Raw genomic sequence first — 17,330 nt, 5'->3', positions numbered from 1 at the left:
TTTGCACTCAGCCCATGGGCCTGGAAGCAGTGAACACCCGCGACCGGCAGAAACACGGGTTTTGTTGCACCGCGACAACTTGCCGGGCCACGCCCTGCCCGGCCGCACGCTCAGTCGTAAACTTCGGCATCCGGATCGGTCGCTTCCAGCTCGTAGCTGGCCGCCAGCATGGCCAGCCGGGCGACGACGCCGTACATGTAGAAGCGGTTCGGGGCGCTGGAGCCGGGCTTTTCACCATTTTGAGGCAGCCGGCCGCTGTCTGAAAACGACAGCGGCTCGTAACGCGCACCGGGCGCGTTGAGGTTCTCGTCCACGCCGCGCTCGGAATGCACCCGGTAAAAACCGCCAACCACGTAGCGGTCCATCAGGTAGACCACCGGCTCGGCCGCGGCATCGTTGATGCGTTCATTGGTCAGCACGCCTTCCTGGATGATGACTTCAGACGGTGGCGCAGCGTCGCGGGACGCGCCGGGCCTGGCTTTGGCCTTGCGCGCGATGGCTTCGAGTTCCTTGGCGTCATGCACGGTGATGACGCCCAGTCCCGACGTGCCGTTGTCGGGCTTGACCATGACGAACGGCTTTTCGTTGATGCCGTATTCCTTGTACTTGCGCTTGATGCGCGACAGCAGCGCATCGACATGCGTGCTCAGGCATTCCATGCCGCGCCCCTGGGCCAGGTCAACGTCATCGCATTGCGCAAACATCGGATTGATCAGCCACGGGTCAATGCCCAGCAGCTTGCCAAAGCGCTTGGAAATCTCTTCATAAGCCTTGAAATGGTTCGACTTGCGGCGTACCGTCCAGCCGGCATGCAGCGGCGGCAGCAGGTACTGCTCGTGCAGGTCTTCCAGCATGCCGGGAATGCCGGCCGACAGGTCGTTGTTGAGCAGGATGGTGCAGGGATCGAAATCCTTCAGTCCCAGCCGGCGGTCGGTGCGGATCAGTGGCTCCAGAACCAGGCTCTCGCCGTCGGGCAGTTGCACCGTGGTCGGCTCCTTGATGTCCGGGCTCAGCGAGCCAAACCGCACATTCAGGCCGGCCTGGTAAAAAATCTGCTTGAGCTGCAGCACGTTGGCCAGGTAGGACGGGTTGGGCGTGTGGTGTTCAGGCACCACCAGCAGGTTGCGCGCTTCCGGGCAGATTTTTTCAATCGCGGCCATGGCGGCCTGCACCGCCAGCGTCATCATCTGCGGCGTCAGGTGGTTCCAGCCGCCGGGAAACAGGTTGGTGTCGACCGGCGCGAGCTTGAAGCCGGCGTTGCGGATATCGACCGAGCTGTAAAACGGCGGCGTGTGCTCCATCCACTCGAGCCGAAACCAGCGCTCGATGGCTGGCGTGGTGTCCAGGATGCGCTGCTCAAGCTCGTTGATGGGGCCGGTCAGGGCGGTGATGAGGTGCGGAACCATGCGGCCACTTTCGATGGGGGATATCGTTATCTTGTTCGGTGATGCCGAATTCTAGGGCTTATGAATCCACCGGCCGCAACCGGCGTAACAGATGCGCAAATGGCCTACATGCCGCTCGGGCATACAAGCCGCCGGTTGCCGGGTGCCCCAGCGGTTCAGGTGCGGACCTCGCCCTGCCCCAGCACCACGTACTTGAGCGAGGTCAGGCCTTCGATGCCAACCGGCCCGCGCGCATGGAACTTGTCGGTGCTGATGCCGATTTCCGCCCCCAGCCCGTATTCGAATCCGTCGGCAAAGCGGGTGCTGGCGTTGACCATGACGCTGGCCGAATCGACCTCGCGCAGAAAACGCTGGGCATGCAGGTGGTCGCGCGTCAGGATGGCGTCGGTGTGGTGGCTGGAATAGCGGTTGATGTGCGCAATCGCCTCGTCCACGCCGCCCACCACCTTGATGCTGATGACCGGCGCGAGGTATTCCTCGTACCAGTCCTGCTCTGTGGCCAACACGATGCTTGCGACTGAACGAACAGCTGCCTGCGCCCGAAGGATATGCGCTGCAGCCTCATCGCACCGCATCTCCACACCCTTGGCGGCATAAATCGCCCCAATCAGCGGCAAGAATTCAGCCGCCACGCCGCGCGCCACCAGCAGGCTCTCGGTGGCATTGCAGGGGCTGTATTTCTGCGTTTTGGCGTTGTCGGCAATCTGCACCGCCATGGCGATGTCGCACGGGTCATCGACATACACATGGCAGTTGCCGTCCAGGTGCTTGATGACCGGCACCTTGGCATCACGGCTGATGCGCTCGATCAGGCCCTTGCCGCCGCGCGGAATGATGACATCGACAAACTGCGGCATGGCGATGAGATGGCCGACGGCTTCGCGGTCGGTGGTCGGCACCAGTTGCACGGCCTCCGCCGGCAGGCCGGCTTCAAGCAGCGCCTGCTGCACCAGCGCGCCCAGCGCCTTGTTCGACTCGATGGCCTCGGAGCCGCCACGCAAAATGCAGGCATTGCCGCTCTTGATCGCCAGCGCAGCCGCCTCGATCGTCACGTTCGGCCGGCTTTCGTAAATCATGCCGAACACGCCAATGGGCACGCGCATCTGGCCGACACGGATGCCGCTGGGCTGCTCTTTCATGCCGATGATCTCGCCAATGATGTCGGGCATGGCGGCCAGTTGCTCGCAGCCCAGCGCCACGGTTTCGAGGTCTTTGGCACCCAGCTTGAGCCGGTCCAGCAGCGGCCCGGCCAGCCCGGCAGCGGCCGCGCGGTCCAGGTCGCGCTGGTTGGCGGACTGCAGTTCGGCCAGGTTCTGCCGCAGCAATTTGGCCAGTCCGACAAGCGCTCTGTTTTTAATAGCTGCCGGCGCACGTGCCACTTGCGCAGAAGCCGTTTTTGCCTGTAAACCCATGGCTTGCATGCGCTTTTCCAGCGCGCTGCCGGCTGCGCTGGCGGGGGTCATGTCGTTTGGAAAAGTGGGCGCGTTCATGCCGCGTATTTTGCCTGCGTCACAAAGCTGGCGGGTGGGGCTGCCTTTGGGGGTGGACGCCCCGGCGCTGCATCATGTCTTCGCTCATGCCCTGCACGGCGCCAGGCGGCAGCATCGCCTGGGCGGCGGGATAGACGATGCTGTTTTCGTCATCGAGGTGTCCGCGGTACAGGGCCGCGAACTGGTCGAGCGCTACGGTCTGGACCGGCGTGAGCGGCAACCCGCCGAATGCAGGGCTGACGGCGATGGCCTGCAGCGTGCGGCGGGCTTCAAGCCACGCGGTTTCCATGTGCCGGTGGTCCAGAACCAGGCGCTGCACCAGCTTGCGCAGTCCAGCATCGGGTCCAGCCAGCAGCGGCGGGAACACATGCAGTTCCTCGTCCTGGTGGTGTAGCGGCGCGGCCAGGTCGAAGTAGCGCATCACGTCGCGTGCCGCCTGGCGAGCCGGCCCGTCGCAGCCCTTGTCCAGCAGGTGGCGCTGCAGTTTGCCCTGCAGCGCCAGCATGCGCTCGACCCGGTCATGGCAGGCGGCCAGCATCTCGAACGGCGCTTCAAGCCCGGCGGCCGGCGCGCTGTGGCCGGGCAGCATGACCGGACGGCGGGTGGGACGGGTGTCAGTGGCCATGTCAGCCGATCTGGACGGTATGGCCCTGCGGATCGAACGGAACATAGCCGCCATGCTCGCCGCGCTTGATGGCCTCGACCATGCGCTGCAGCGGCTCCTCTGCGTCTTCGCTGGTCGGCGCCTGGTTCACGCTGCCGGACATGGCGGCGGCAAACACGATGCCCCATGGGTTGGGGCCGAACTGGCTGGCCTCCTCGACCAGCGCGGCAAACGACGCCAGTTCGTCAGGGCGCTTGTCCACGCACATCAGCGGCACCAGCGCGCCGCCCTGCCCGGCCTCGAAACGCTCGCGCTGCGCGGGCGTCGCGTCATCGGGCAGTTCCACGCCGGCAAAGACAAACAGCAGGCGCTGCGGATCGGGCTGCGCGCGGGCGGCCTGCAAAAGATCGTCAAAAGTCGAAATGTCCATGCGGTATCCAGTCATAAAAAAAGTGAAAGCGCACGGCACGGCAGATCAAAAACCCACCACCGTGCCGCCGCCGGGCAAAAGGGTCCTGGCGAAGTCGGCCGGCACGGGCCGCAGGCGGGCAGTCTTGCGGCACTGCACGGTGCCGATGCTGACAAAGCACAGCGCGTGTTCGCCAGGCGCCAGCGTGAACAGCGCTGCAGCCAGCGCCCCGATTTCAGGGTCGGACGGCGCTGCAGCCAGCGCTTGAGCCGGTTCGGCCAGGACGTTCATCGGATGCCTCTCTTGCGCCAAGGCAGCAGTCAGCGCGCAGGCGACCCCGCCGGCCTTGGCAAGGCGATGCCGCGCAAGCGGCGGGCGCTCATCCGCACGTGCCCAGGTGGCCGCACTGGGTGCAGTAGTCGCAGCCGTCCTTGCGGATCACGGCAGGGGCGCCGCATTCGCTGCACTTCTTGCCGGCCATGACGGGCGGCGCCAGATGCGAGGCGACCTGCACGGGTTCGGCTGGCGCCAGGCTCACGGCGGCCAGGGCGGCGCGCCGGGCAATGATGTTCTGCACCGCATAGGCAATCGCCGCCACCTCGGAGTCGTGCCACAGCGGCACACGCGTGCCGTCGGCTTTTTCGTAGGTGCCGAGCCGCACCGGGCCCCGGTCCCAGGCGACCTTGCGCATGTCGCCGAGCGCGCGCTCCAGGAAGCCGCCACGCGCCGCCAGCGACAGCATGCGCATGCTCGACGTGATCCATTGCTGCGACTCGCCGCTCTGCCCCACGGGCATGAAGAACTCGATGGCGCGGTCGACCATGCCGGTGCCGCTGGCGGCGGGCACCGGCAGGAACGACACCACGATGTACAGCGTCTTGTGGCCTTCCTGCGTCCAGTATTCGACCTTTTCCGCGACCGCCGACAACGCGCCCTTAGGCCGGCTTTCAATCACCGTGCGCATCGGGTCCACCAGGGCCGGGGCAGCCACGGCGGGTGGGGCTTCGGGCGTGGCATGGGTTTCCAGCACCGCGCCCAGAATGGCATTGGGCCGGTAGGTCGCCAGGCCCTTCAATCCGGCGCGCCAGGCCTGGTGGTACAGGCTCTTGAAGTCGTTGTAGGCAAAGTCGGCCGGCACGTTCACCGTCTTGGAAATCGCCGTGTCGACGAAGGGCTGCACCGCCTGCATCATGGCAATGTGGCTGGTCGCCGACATCTCCAGCGCCGAGACGAAATAGTCGGGCAGCTGGTCCACGTCGCCGCCCAGTTCGCGGTACAGGCGCCAGGCGTGGTCCTCGACCGCGTAGTCGGTGGTGCTGCCGTCGGACTCGCGCTTCTTGCGCTTGTACATCCACGAAAACGCCGGCTCGATGCCGTTGGAGGCGTTGTCGGCAAAGGCCAGGCTGACGGTGCCGGTCGGCGCAATCGACAACAGGTGGCTGTTGCGGATACCACTGGCGCGAATCGCCTGCTGCAGTTCGGCCGGCAAGCGGCTGGCAAAGGTGCCGGGCGCCAGGTAGCCGTCGGCGTCAAACTTGGGAAAAGCGCCCTTTTCCTTGGCAAGCGCGCTTGATGCGGCATAGGCAGCGTCGCGCAGGCGTTCGGCGATGCGGGCGGCCATGTCGCGGCCATCCGGCGCGTCGTAGCGCAGGCGCAGCATCGTCAGCGCATTGCCCAGGCCGGTAAAGCCGACGCCGATGCGGCGCTTGGCAGACGATTCGGCCTGCTGCTGCGGCAGCGGCCAGAAGGTCACTTCCAGCACGTTGTCGAGCGCCCGCACCTGCGTGGCGACCGAGGCTTCAAACGCTTCAAAATCAAACGCCGGCTCGCCATCAAAGCCAAACGGATGGCGCACAAAACGCGTCAGGATGATGGGGCCAAGGTCGCAGCAGCCGTAGGGCGGAAGGGGTTGCTCGCCGCACGGGTTCGTCGCCGCAATCGCCTCGCAGTAGCGCAGGTTGTTGTCCGTATTGATGTTGTCCAGAAACAAAATGCCCGGCTCGGCAAAGTCATAGGCCGACGTCATCACCGTGTCCCACAACTCGCGCGCCGCCACCGTCTGGTAAACCCACAGGCCGTCGGCACGCTGGAAGGCGCCTTTGGCAATCAGGCCGGCGCCGGGCTTGGCCTGGTGCACCAGTTCCCAGGGCTGGTCGTCGTTCAGCGCCTGCATGAAGGTGTCAAGCATGCCGACCGACACATTGAAGTTGTTCCAGCGGCCGGGCGTGCGCTTGGCGGTGATGAATTCGTGCACATCGGGGTGGTCGATGCGCAGCACGCCCATCTGCGCGCCGCGCCGGGCGCCCGCGCTTTCGACCGTGGAGCACGACTGGTCAAACACATTGATGTAACTGCACGGGCCTGAAGCCATCGACGACGTGCCCTTCACCTCGGCGTTGCGCGGCCGGATGCGCGAGAAGTCGTAACCGACGCCGCCGCCGCGCCGCATGGTTTCGGCGGCTTCGCGCAGCGCCTCGTAAATGCCGGGGTAGCCTCCGTCGTCCACGCCCTGTATGCAGTCGCCGACCGGCTGCACGAAGCAGTTGATCAGCGTCGCCTGGATGGCCGTGCCCGCCGCGCTCATGATGCGGCCCGCGCCAATCGCGCCGGCATGCAGGTTTTCGAGGAACAGGGCTTCGTGCTTTTCGCGTTCGGCCGGCAACTCGACCGACGCCAGCGCCCGCGCCACGCGCCGGTACACATCTTCCAGGCCACTTTCACCGGGCTTGAGGTACTTTTCCTTCAGCACGTCGTGGCTGATCGGCTGGGTGGCGGTCAGGTCTTGCGGCCGGCCGAAATGTTCGCGTTTCATGGGGTGGGTTCCTTAGGGGGAAAGGGAAGGCGCGCGAGGCGCATGTCGCCCGCAGCCGTGGAATTTCAGGTTCTGGCGCAAGCCGTACCGCTCAAAAGGCAGCCGCCGCGCAAGCAGCAAGAATAGACCTTTTTTACCGATGCGCTGACTGCAGAGTGGGCGCTGGCCCGCAGATTCAAGCGCACTCTTGATGTAGCGCAACCATGCGTCATGGCTGTTTTCAGACCATTGACCCCGATGTCGCTGTCATGCTGGCGCGGCGTCAAACGCGTTTTTTCAGAACTTGCCAATGTTTCTTTTTTTGGATCAAATATGGCCTTGGCGCTTACTGAGCATGCGCAAGCAGCTATTTATTTGATAGCGATCATAGCTTGGGCGAGCGTCTGGCTGCGTGTCGCCGAAAGATGGCGCCGCCATTCCTGCCGCTACGTCCTTGAGCGTGAACCAGGCGAATCCCGACTGGGCGGGCGGCGTCTGGGCCAGGTCGAGTGCGCCCGGACGGCCCTGCGAGGCTGAACCGCTTCAGGACCATTGCAAAACTCGGGTTGCCTTCGCCGGGAAGCGCCTGGTAAAGGCTCTTGCGCAACTGGTGTGACCTCGTCGGGCACGCGCCGCATTGCCGTAAACCATGCAACGGGCGCCATAGTGGCGCGCAGTCACAGCAAAACGATGTTCGACCTCGCCCAAGGTGCCGTGGACGAGATTGAAGCGGGCAAGCCGTCCAGATTCTGGTTTTCCCACAGTGATCGCCGTTGGCATTCGCGGGTTGCCGAATAAAATATTGCGTTGTGCAACAAAAGTTGCTTTGTGATTCAATGCGCTTTCACCCTGCAATTTCAGGCCCTATCGCTTCTCTTCAATCGTTAAAAGCAAAATGTCAATAAATCAACTTATCTATATCAGCCAAGCTGTCCGGAAAATGTCTTCGGCAGAGCTCGGCGCCATTCAAAACAAAGCCAAATCCAACAATGAACTTGTCGATGTAACCGGAAGCCTGTTTTACAACGGAGGCTGGTTTTTACAGGTCTTGGAGGGCCCGATAGCTACCCTGAACACTCTATTTCACAAGATAGAAAAAGACCCCCGTCATAAGAATTCACGTCTTCTCTACAACGAGCCCGCGAAATTTCGAACTTTTACTCGTTGGAGCATGAACATGACCAATTTAGAGGATCGACAAGCCGACAAGTACGATGAACTGGTTGAAGTCATCGAAGCCGCGAAAACGGATCGCAAAATTGGTTCCGCGTCGCCTGCGGTGACATTGCTCAAGATTTTCAAGAACTAAGCGCCACGCTTGATCCGGTCCCATGAAGTGATCGGCCTCGTCAACAAACCGCCGCGCTGACAAAAAGACAGGGCCCGCGCCATACGGCCTGGGCCATGCCTGAAACCGCACCACGCTAAATCTAGCGACTGAAGGCGGCCTGAAGATCGCGCTGGCTGGGGGCGCTGCCACCTTGCAGCATGAGCATCAGCAAGATGCGCGCTTTTGGGGGTGACAGGTCATCGGCCATCACGGCGCCGGCGTCGGCCAGCGTTTTTCCGCCGCCTTCAAAACCATAGTTGGGCAACACCCGCCCTGTCGGGACGCGCGTCGAAATGACGACCGGCACGTTTTTCGACAACGCGTATTTCACCGCATTGAACATCGGAATGTTCACGTTGCCCCAGCCCAACGCCTGGATGACCAGCCCTTTGGCGCCGTTGTCCACGGCGGAGCGGACCAGTTTGCCGTCCGCGCCACCGTACATTGCGACAATTTCGACATCAGGCATCTTGTCAGTGCGGATCGGGATGTGCAGGCGGCGCAGCGGCGCGCGCGCAAAAGTGACCCGGTCGTAGTCCACCACCCCGAGGAAACCGAACTCGCCAGACTTGAAGGTTTCAACACTGGAGGTGTGGGTCTTGGTGGCCTCGCGGGCGGCATTGATCTGGCTGTTCATGGCCAGCAAAACCCCCTTGGACCTGGCCTGCGGCTCGACCGCGATGCGCACCGCATTGATCAGGTTGTGCGGGCCGTCAAAATCCGGCTCGGACGCGTTGCGCTGCGCGCCAATCAGCACCACCGGCTTGTCCGAGTTGACCGTCAGGTCGAGCCAATACGCTGTTTCTTCCAGGGTATCGGTGCCATGCGAGACGATGACGCCGGCCACGTCCGGGCGCGCCAGCGATGCCTGAACCGCCTTGGTGAGCTGGATCCAGCGCGGCGGGTCCATGTAATCGGAAGGCACATTGGAAATGTTGTTGACCTCCACTTTGGCGTACTTGGCAACCTCTGGCACGGTGGCCAGCAGGTCTTCGCCCGAAATGGCGGGCACGGGGGCTTTTTTGATTGGATCAATCTTCATGGCGATCGTGCCGCCGGTGGCGATCAACGCCACCACGGGCTGTTGTGGCTGGGCAATGGCCGCTGCCGATACCAGCAGCGCCAACCCTGCCAGTTTGAATTTTGAAGTACGCATAAGACCTTTCGTTGGTGAATTTTCTTGAAATCCGGTGATTGAAAACAGACAGATTTTTCAGGATCGAAGTGCAGTCTATCCTGCAAGCCCCGCCGCTACTTGTCATTGAATCCGAGGTAATTGCGCTCTTGGCATTGCAAAAATCACCCAGCAAGATGTTTGCCATTGGCCGGTATTCGACAGATTCCCCATCGCATCAGCGGCGGCTCAAGATCAGCGCGGCGTATTAATCGCGGCCGTGGTGCTGTGCAGACCGTGCGAGCCGCCATAAGGCGGAATGAAGGCGGCGACGTTGCGCACGATGAACAGCTCGCCAGGGCCGTTGCCGGTCAGCAGGTAGGGCACCAGGCGCAAATCCGGGGAGCCGATGAACAGCGTCTTGGGGTGCTGGCCTTGCGACATCAGGTCCTGAAAACGCTGCTGGTGCAGGGGAAAGTAGTCGGACTTGAAACACCGCAAGCGCAGCAGAGATGCGTCGTTGCGCGTCAGCTCCAGCAGCGCTTTTTCGGCATGCACGGTGAGCGCCTGCACGTTCACGCAGGGCGTAACGGCAAACAGAATACGCCGCCGATGCAACGCCTGGCCGACCACGAACCGCGACGGATTGGCGTCGAAATAACGCTGGCATTCGTCTTCGTTCGGCTGCGGGCTTTGCACTTCGGCGTCGACCATCACCTCGATGATCTGGCGCTCGGCCTCGCCCACCTCGGGCGTGGCTGCGCACCACCTGGTCGGTCTTGTGGCTGGTGTAGCGGATGCGCTCGTCAAACATGCGGCGGTAGATCAGCATGCTCAAGCCGATAAAGCAAATCACGCCAAACATCATCCAGACCATTAAGCAGAAGGTGAACGCCAGCGTGCTGACGATCAGCACCGACCAGGCTTTTCTGGAATTGTTCAGCTCGGACGCCATGTTGTTCTGTTGGGACATGGCATGACTGTCGGTTTTTGTCGGGCTTTTGAACATCCTCCGTTGGAACGCAACCGGATCGCAGACGAACGATGTCCCGCCCAGTGGCCATCGTTCTGAAGGACTACTGCCCCGTCAATTCAGGAAAGTTTGGTGCAGGTCAACGTCCGTTTGGGCGATGAATGCGAGGGGCAGGCTGCGCAACCGCACAACTTCATGAAATTTATGTCTTTTAGACCGACGGCGCATGACTGGTATGTACTTGCAGCTATTAAAAAAATAGCATTCAAGGCCAAGTCAGCCTTGTGTGATGCGTACCAATAAACAGGCTCTTGTAACATGTACATGCAGATTGGTCGTTCAGTCCGTCATGTTGCACCTGACCCATCGCCGAGTTTTCACAAGGTAATTTCCCCATGTCTTTCATCCCTCAGCTTGTGAAAATCAGCGCCTGTTCACTCACCTTGATGCTCTCGGCGATCTCGGCGATCTCGTCGGCTTCTGCGGCGTCGGCCACCGTGCCCGAAGGCCCCGCCGGAGACGCCTTTTACGCGCCGCCTTCTGCACTGCCTGCCGGCAAGCGCGGTTCACCCATCTACGCCCGCGCGCTTGAGGGCACGATGCGCCTGCCCAGTGCGGCCAAAAACACCCTGCTGCTGTACCGCTCTCTTGACGACAAGGGGCGTCCCACCTTGGTTTCGGGCACGGTGTCGATTCCGGCAGGCCAGGCGCCTGCAGGTGGCTGGCCCGTCATCAACTGGACGCATGGCACCACCGGCTTGAACGAGATCTGCGCACCATCACGCGATACGGACAAGGGGCCGGAACATCCCTACATCAAGGTCACCAGCCATTTGCTCGACAACTTCGTCAAGAACGGCTATGCCGTGGTCGCCACCGACTACCAGGGCCTGGGCGTTGCGGACTTTCATCCTTTCCTGCAAGGCGTGCCGAATGCACGCAACGCGCTCGACCTGCTGCGCGCCGCCCGCACACTGGAGCCACAAATCGGCAAACGCTACGCGGTCGTGGGCCATTCCCAGGGCGGTCAGGCTGGCCTTTTCGCTGCGGCGCAGGGTCCGTCCTATGTGCCCAATTTCAAACTGGTCGGCAACGTTGCATTTGCACCAGCATTACAAATCGCCGGCCGCCTCAGAGCCGTCATGGCTTCGGATAGCACCGAGCTGTCGCTGCCCTACGTGCTGTATGTGCTGCAATCGTATTCAAAGACCGATCCGTCGATCAATCTGGCCCGCATTCTGACGCTGCAAGCCATTGAGCATTTGCCGGACCTTTACCAACAGTGCATGACCCATGCGCTGACCACCGGGTATTGGGCCAGTGCGATTGCCAAAGACCAGTTCGTGGCCAAGCCGGATCTGACAAAATTCCTGAAACTGGGAGCCAGGAATGAACCAGGCACCTTGAAAATCTCCGTTCCCACCCTGATCGTGCAGGGATCAGCCGACGTCACCGTATTCCCCGGCACCACCGACCTGCTGACCCGGCAACTGTGCGCCAAGGGAAATGTCCTGAACTACAAGGTATTTGCTGAAGCTGACCACGAAGGCTCGATGGTGTCAGGCCAGACCACCGCGCTGGAATGGGTAGACGCCCGCTTTGCCGGAAAAACCGCCGTCAATGACTGCAGCGCATTGCCTGCAGCGGCCAGGCGCTAAGCCCGGACGGGCTGGAATAGACACCAGCCGGATTCGGCCAAAAATTCAAGCTGGATTTCTGCTGAATCATTGCGGAGTGAATGGCCGCTGCGCGCTTGGCGCATGTTTGGCGGACGTAAACCAGGTGCAGGAGCACCAGCCCGCAGTTGCTCAAACCCTGGTTGAAAGGCTTGCAAAACAGTTAAGCAATTGCACGCCATCCACCGTCCGGATAGCGTGAAAGCGGCCCGGGTCCCGGTTCGACTTCAGTTGGCTTTAACACGCCAAGCGCTTGATTTTAATAAGTATTTACCCTATTTTCTACTTCAGCATCTATGATACGGTCCCATCCGTTTTGTATACAAAGCAGAATACAAAATGGCAAGCAAATCAAACACGGCACCCGGCGTGCCGGGTCAACGGGCTCGGAGCGACAACCGCCCAAAGGACACAGGCATGCAATCGAACAACGACAACGCTTTAAAACCGGTTACCCGGCAAGAAAAATCGTGGGGCTGGTTTGCCATATTCAATGTCTGGGCCAACGACATCCAGTCCCTGTTTGGCTACAGCCTGGTGGCGTCTTTGTTTATTTCATTTGGCGTCAGCGGCTGGACGGCATTTGCCGCCTTGATCACCGCAGGCCTGTTTGTGATGTACATGGTCAACCTGTCAGGCGCGGCAGGCGAACGCTACGGTATTTCGTATCCCGTGTTTGCCCGCGCCAGCATGGGAACAGCGGGCGCCAAGCTGCCGGCCATCTTGCGAGCCGTCGTTGCCGTGTTTTGGTACGGTGCACAGGTTTACTTCGCATCAACCGCTTTGTCGTTGTTGATCAAGACCCTCACCGGTGCCGAATCCAACGTCCTGTTTTTGGGCTTGAGCGGCATCGACTGGGTGGCTTTCCTGTTCGTCTGGGCGTTTCACATCTTCATCTTCTGGCGCGGCATGAATTGGGTTGAAGGTTTCTTGAACCTGGCGGGCCCGTTTGTGTATGTCGTGATGATTGGCCTGGTGGTGGTGCTGTGGTCCAAGTCAGACGGCCAGCTGCTTTCAGCCGCGCAAACCATTTTTGCCAACCCCAAAGCGACCTGGAAGACCGAGATGTCTGGCTTTGTCGCCATCTTTGGCACCATGGTGGCTTACTTTGCGGCGGTGATGGTCAACTTCAGCGACTTTTCCCGCTATGCAAAAGACAAGCAAGCCATGGTCAAGGGCAACCTCATGGGCTTGCCGCTGAACATGATCTTGTTTTCTGCCCTGGCCTTGCTGACAACCGCTGGCGCCGCCGTCGTGTACGGTGAAGCCATCATCAACCCGACTGAAATCGTGGAGCGTGCCGACAGCGTGTTCTTCAGCATCGTCGCAGCCATCACGTTCTTTGCCGCCACCGTCGGCATCAACCTGGTCGCCAACTTCATTCCTGCGGTCAACGGCATTGCCAACCTGTCACCCTCGACGATCAGCTTTCGCAAAGCGGGCTTGATCACCTCAGGCTTCGCCTTGGTCATTGGTGGTTTGTGGACAGCCGTGATCAGCCAGATCGGCATTGGCGGCTTTGTCAACACACTGGGCGCAACACTGGCGCCATTGTTCGGCATTTTGATTGTTGACTACTACGTGGTGCGCAAACAGGAGCTCAGCCAGGCAGACCTCTACAACATGGAAGGCGGCCGGTACCACTACAAAAACGGCTGGCACGACAACGCCGTCATGGCCTTCGCCATCGGCGCCGTTTTCTCGGTGGCCGCTGTGTGGGTGCCCGTGCTGAGCGACCTGTCTGGCTACGCCTGGATTATTGGCGCGGCATTGGGCGGCATCATTTACTACGCACGCACCAGAAACATGAAGCTTGCCTGAGCCGCAACGCAAGACCACCGGCCGGTTTTGCCAAAACACGGCGAGCGCGTCTGTTATGAAAATGAGTTGGTCTTGCAGACGACTTTCAAGAAATCTTCTGAAAATTTCGTCATTCAGGCCGTTGGCGCATGACTGGCATTCGCCAGCAGCTATCAATAAATGAGTAAGGCCTGTTTCGGCTCAACCCGCATCCAGGCCGGCGGCCACCACGGCGGCTTGCACGCGCGACGTGAGTTGCAGCTTGCTGCAGGATGTGCTGGACATGGATCTTGACCGTGGTTTCTGCAATGTCGAGCTTGCGCGCAATCAGCTTGTTGCTGTCGCCCAGGGCGATCAGGGCCAGCACTTCACGCTCGCGCGCCGACAACAGGTCGATGCCCGGGCGCGCGGGCACGGGCTCCCCGGCCACCTGCGCAGTCATGTCAGGCAAGGCCGCCGGTTCAGGCGCGGCTGGCGCGGATTTGCCGCGAAAGGCGGTGACCCGCTTGGTCATCATTTCCGGGCTGATGACCGATTCGCCGGCCAGCACCTTGATGATGAATTCGGACAGGTGGTCGAGTTCCACGGTTTTCAGCAGGTAGCCGTCGGCGCCGGCCTGCAGCGCAGCCGCCAGGTCGTTTTCGTTTTCGCTGACCGTCAGCATCAGGATGCGGATGCCGGGCGCCGCTGCTTTCAGCGAGGCAATGCCGTCCACCCCCAGAACACCGGGGAGGTGGTTGTCGAGCAACACCAGGTCGGGTGGGTCCTGCGCCACGCAGCGCAGCGCCTCGCCGATGTCGCCGGCCTGGCCGGTCACCTGGAAACGCGCGTCCTGCGACAGCAAGGCCATCAGGCCCCGACGAAACAGCGTGTGGTCATCGACCACCAGCAGGCGGATCAGCTCCATGACGGGAGCCTTCGCAAAATACTATCAATTAAATAGCAAACTATACATATGGATATTGCGCCAGAGGCATTTTTCATGGCTATTCAGTCGTGGAATGTCGGGTGTTGGTCACTGGAAACGCATCAGCCCGGCCAGCGACTCCAGCGCCAGCCCGGTGATGGCCGTGCCGCTGCTTTTGGCCACCGGATGCGCGGGCAATGTCAGGCTTGCAGTGGTGCCCTGCCCCGGCTTCGAGATGATTTCAACCTGGGCGCCAATGCCGTCGGCGCGCTCGCGCATGATTTTCATGCCGACATGGGTGGGTCCATGTCCCTCGCGGGAATCGAAACCAATGCCGTCGTCACGCACCCTGAAGCGCCACTGCGCACCCTTGAGCACTTCGAGCTCGACCTGGCTGGCGCCGGCATGCTGGCGCACATTGGACAGCGCTTCCTGCAGCACATGCAGCACCTGCACCTGCACGTCGGGCGGCAGCGGCAGGCCGTCGCCATGAACCTTGAGATGTGTCGGCAAACCGGTCTGGTGCTGGAATTTCTGCAGGGTTTCCTGCAGCGCCTGGTGCATCTGTTCGGCCTGGCCTTTCTGGGCAGCGATGCGCAGCAGTTGCACCTGGATCTTCAGGAACACCAGCGACTGCGCTGTCGAGTCGTGCAGTTCACGCGCCAGCATGGCGCGCTCCTCAGCCACGGCCGCTTCGCGGGCCAGCGCGTCGAGCAGTTCGGTTTCTTCCGCGCTCAGGGTGACGGCGCTGCGAGAGAACAGGTTGAACTCGCCCAGCAGGCGCTGCTGCAGCCGGATTGGCACGCTGACTGGCGTCGTCGGATCAGCGCACCGCCCCTGCGTCGGCCTTCATGAGCGCGCGCACACGCTGGGCAAAACCGCGCGCCAGCTCGTCGATGCTGGCGGCCCGGGCCAGGAAGGCGCTGACTTCATAGAGCGCCGCCAGCCGCAGCCGCTGCGCCTCGATGTGCCGGGTCCTGGCCTCGACCTGGGACTCCAGGCCGTGGTACATCGACTCCAGGGTGCCGGCCATGCGGTTGAAGCCGGCGGCCACCTGGCCAAACTCGTCCGCGGTGTCTACCTCGATGCGGGTCGCAAATTCTCCAGCCTCGACCTTGCCCAGCCCCTGGCGCAGCCGGCTCAGGAGACTGATGACATACAGGTAGCCGGTGTAGCGCATGACGACCGCCCCGCCGATGGCCAGCGCCATCATGGCGAACTGGAACAGGTTGAGAATCGCGGTCAGCCGCGACAGGTGCCGCTCGATGGCCAGCACGAAACGGTCGATGGCCTCGACAAAATCGCCGGCCGTCTGCAGCGATGCCTCCACCGGCAAGGGCGGCACGGCCAGCCAGTGCTGGCGCTGCTCCTGCCACAGCGACTCGACCACGGCAAACTGCTGGCGGACCTGGTCATCCCAGGGCACGAACAGCGGCCGGGACGCATCGCCGCGGCGCATCACCAACAGGCTGTCTTCAAAGTGGCCAATCAAGCGCTGCAGTTCGGCGGGGGGCGCGCCGGCATGCACGGCGCTGGTCAGGCGCCAGGTCTGCATGCGCATGCGCCCGGCTTCATTCACCGCCGCAGCGCCGCCCTCAAGCTGCCAGGTCACCCACAAGGTCAGCCCGATCGATGCCAGCGCCAGGACCAGCAGGCTGGCGCCGATGCGCAGCAGCTTTTTGGAAAGGGAGGCGTTGTGCAGCATGGCTTGACGCCCTCATGCCTGCGGTCCTTGCCGGCTGGCCGGGGACGACCCGCGCGATGGCGCCGCGCAATGCTCGGACACCATGCCGGCCAGCCGGTGCAGCGCCTGCCAGCCGCTGGCGGGCCAGTCGGGCTGCTTCAGGCCCTTGACGATGCCATCGACCTTTTGCGCGGCATCGAGCAACCGGGCCAATACGGCATCGCTCATGCCAGGCAGCACGCGTTCATAGAGTTTTTCCTTCGCCCCCCAGACGCGGTTGTCGCGCAGCGCCATCGGCATGGGCCGGCCGGCGCGAATCGCGTCTTTCACCCGCTTCATGCTGCGGATGTCTTCGCTAAGGGCCCAGTGCACCAGCACTTCGGACTCGCCTTCGGATTGCAGGCCGTCGATCATTCGCGCGGCGCGAATCGCCTGGCCGCCCAGCACCGCCTCGGACAGCTTGAACACGTCGTAGCGCGCCACGTTGAGCACGGCATTTTCAACCTGGTCAAAACCGAGTACGCCGTCGCCCGTGACCGGGTAAAGCAGCGCCAGTTTCTGGATTTCCTGGTGCGCGGCCAGCAGGTTGCCCTCGACGCGGTCGGCAAAAAACTGCAGCGTGCGCTGGCCTTCCTCGCCATTGGCCACGCGCTGGCCCTGCTGCTGCAGCCGCTGGGCGATCCACTGCGGCAGCATGGGCCGGCCAATCGGCTCGAACTTGACGGTGACGCCAAAACTGTCGAGCGCACCAAACCAGGCGCCCTTGGTGGTCATGCCGTCCAGCCGGGGCAGCATCACCAGCGTCAGCGTCGAGTCGTCGCCCTGCGCGCGCTCTGCCAGTTGCTGCAGCGCCACCGAGCCGTCCTTGCCCGGCTTGCCGCTGGGAATGCGGACCTCGACGATCTGCTTGTCAGCAAACAGGCTGAGCGAGCCGCCGCTGGCCAGCACCTCGCTCCAGTCGAAATGCGCGCCGGAGACCGTGTGCACCGTGCGTTCGGTGTAGCCCTGGCTCCGGGCCGCCGCGCGCAGGGCATCGGCAAATTCCTGCACCAGCAAAGGCTCGTCGCCATGCAGGGTGTAGAGGCTCCTCAAGCCGCGCTTGAGGTGTTCGGACAGTTGGGCGGGGGCCAGTTGCATATTGGAGTG

14 protein-coding genes and 2 pseudogenes are annotated in these 17,330 nt (G+C 62.2%); 3 read left to right on the top strand and 13 right to left on the bottom strand.

All coding sequences use genetic code 11. The features are described 5' to 3' along the window. Window positions 1-110: 110 nt before the first annotated feature. From gshA to IWX85_RS12285, 7 genes are all read right to left on the bottom strand, one after another. On the bottom strand, window positions 111-1,406 hold the full coding sequence (gene gshA, locus IWX85_RS12315) for a glutamate--cysteine ligase (RefSeq protein ID WP_036808323.1): 1,296 nt from the start codon (window positions 1,404-1,406) through the stop codon (window positions 111-113). 155 nt (window positions 1,407-1,561) lie between these two features. Continuing rightward, complete coding sequence (locus tag IWX85_RS12310; RefSeq protein WP_196869944.1) at window positions 1,562-2,827, bottom strand: glutamate-5-semialdehyde dehydrogenase; 1,266 nt, start codon at window positions 2,825-2,827, stop codon at window positions 1,562-1,564. Window positions 2,828-2,915: 88 nt separating this feature from the next. Beyond that, window positions 2,916-3,521, bottom strand: a complete 606-nt coding sequence (locus IWX85_RS12305) for a hemerythrin domain-containing protein (RefSeq protein WP_231379718.1) — start codon at window positions 3,519-3,521, stop codon at window positions 2,916-2,918. Between the two features lies 1 nt (window position 3,522). Then, window positions 3,523-3,930 (bottom strand): ribonucleotide reductase subunit alpha, encoded by a 408-nt coding sequence (locus IWX85_RS12300; protein ID WP_196869914.1) that lies wholly within the window; start codon window positions 3,928-3,930, stop codon window positions 3,523-3,525. A 45-nt stretch (window positions 3,931-3,975) separates the two neighbouring features. Then, a complete protein-coding gene (locus IWX85_RS12295) occupies window positions 3,976-4,200 on the bottom strand; it encodes a hypothetical protein (RefSeq protein WP_370584275.1) in 225 nt (74 codons plus the stop codon). Between the two features lie 88 nt (window positions 4,201-4,288). Beyond that, entirely contained in the window at window positions 4,289-6,721 is a 2,433-nt protein-coding gene (locus IWX85_RS12290) for an adenosylcobalamin-dependent ribonucleoside-diphosphate reductase (protein WP_196869913.1), read from the bottom strand. A 522-nt stretch (window positions 6,722-7,243) separates the two neighbouring features. Continuing rightward, window positions 7,244-7,555, bottom strand: a complete 312-nt coding sequence (locus IWX85_RS12285; protein WP_196869912.1) for a hypothetical protein — start codon at window positions 7,553-7,555, stop codon at window positions 7,244-7,246. Window positions 7,556-7,595: 40 nt separating this feature from the next. Here IWX85_RS12285 and IWX85_RS12280 point away from each other — a divergent pair, with 40 nt between their 5' ends. Further along, window positions 7,596-8,009 carry a BLUF domain-containing protein gene (locus IWX85_RS12280; protein WP_255529445.1) on the top strand — a complete coding sequence of 138 codons (414 nt, stop codon included), beginning with the start codon at window positions 7,596-7,598 and terminating at the stop codon, window positions 8,007-8,009. A gap of 121 nt (window positions 8,010-8,130) precedes the next feature. Here the strand turns inward: IWX85_RS12280 and IWX85_RS12275 are convergent, their stop codons facing one another. Then, window positions 8,131-9,186 (bottom strand): asparaginase, encoded by a 1,056-nt coding sequence (locus IWX85_RS12275; RefSeq protein WP_196869910.1) that lies wholly within the window; start codon window positions 9,184-9,186, stop codon window positions 8,131-8,133. 228 nt (window positions 9,187-9,414) lie between these two features. Beyond that, a pseudogene (locus IWX85_RS12270) lies at window positions 9,415-9,675 on the bottom strand (carbonic anhydrase); the annotation flags it as partial. An 837-nt stretch (window positions 9,676-10,512) separates the two neighbouring features. Here IWX85_RS12270 and IWX85_RS12255 point away from each other — a divergent pair. Together IWX85_RS12255 and IWX85_RS12250 are read left to right on the top strand one after the other, a co-directional pair. Further along, window positions 10,513-11,775 (top strand): alpha/beta fold hydrolase, encoded by a 1,263-nt coding sequence (locus tag IWX85_RS12255; RefSeq protein WP_196869908.1) that lies wholly within the window; start codon window positions 10,513-10,515, stop codon window positions 11,773-11,775. A 435-nt stretch (window positions 11,776-12,210) separates the two neighbouring features. Then, a complete protein-coding gene (locus tag IWX85_RS12250) occupies window positions 12,211-13,614 on the top strand; it encodes an NCS1 family nucleobase:cation symporter-1 (protein ID WP_196869907.1) in 1,404 nt (467 codons plus the stop codon). A gap of 180 nt (window positions 13,615-13,794) precedes the next feature. Here IWX85_RS12250 and IWX85_RS12245 read toward each other — a convergent pair. From IWX85_RS12245 to holA, 4 genes and pseudogenes are all read right to left on the bottom strand, one after another. Further along, window positions 13,795-14,500 (bottom strand): annotated as a pseudogene (locus IWX85_RS12245) (response regulator). Between the two features lie 108 nt (window positions 14,501-14,608). Further along, window positions 14,609-15,304: a sensor histidine kinase gene (locus IWX85_RS20970; protein WP_370584274.1), complete on the bottom strand. Its 696-nt coding sequence runs from the start codon at window positions 15,302-15,304 to the stop codon at window positions 14,609-14,611. Between the two features lie 19 nt (window positions 15,305-15,323). Continuing rightward, window positions 15,324-16,205, bottom strand: coding sequence for a type IV pili methyl-accepting chemotaxis transducer N-terminal domain-containing protein (locus IWX85_RS20965; RefSeq protein WP_370584273.1), 882 nt, complete (start codon window positions 16,203-16,205; stop codon window positions 15,324-15,326). A gap of 12 nt (window positions 16,206-16,217) precedes the next feature. Beyond that, the gene (holA, locus tag IWX85_RS12235; RefSeq protein ID WP_196869906.1) at window positions 16,218-17,321 is read right to left on the bottom strand and encodes a DNA polymerase III subunit delta; all 1,104 of its coding nucleotides are present in this window, start codon (window positions 17,319-17,321) and stop codon (window positions 16,218-16,220) included. Between the last annotated feature and the right edge of the window lie 9 nt (window positions 17,322-17,330).

The organism is Polaromonas sp. CG_9.11, from assembly GCF_015752225.1.
Lineage (GTDB): Bacteria > Pseudomonadota > Gammaproteobacteria > Burkholderiales > Burkholderiaceae_C > Polaromonas.
This window is presented reverse-complemented; position numbering and strand designations above follow the sequence as displayed.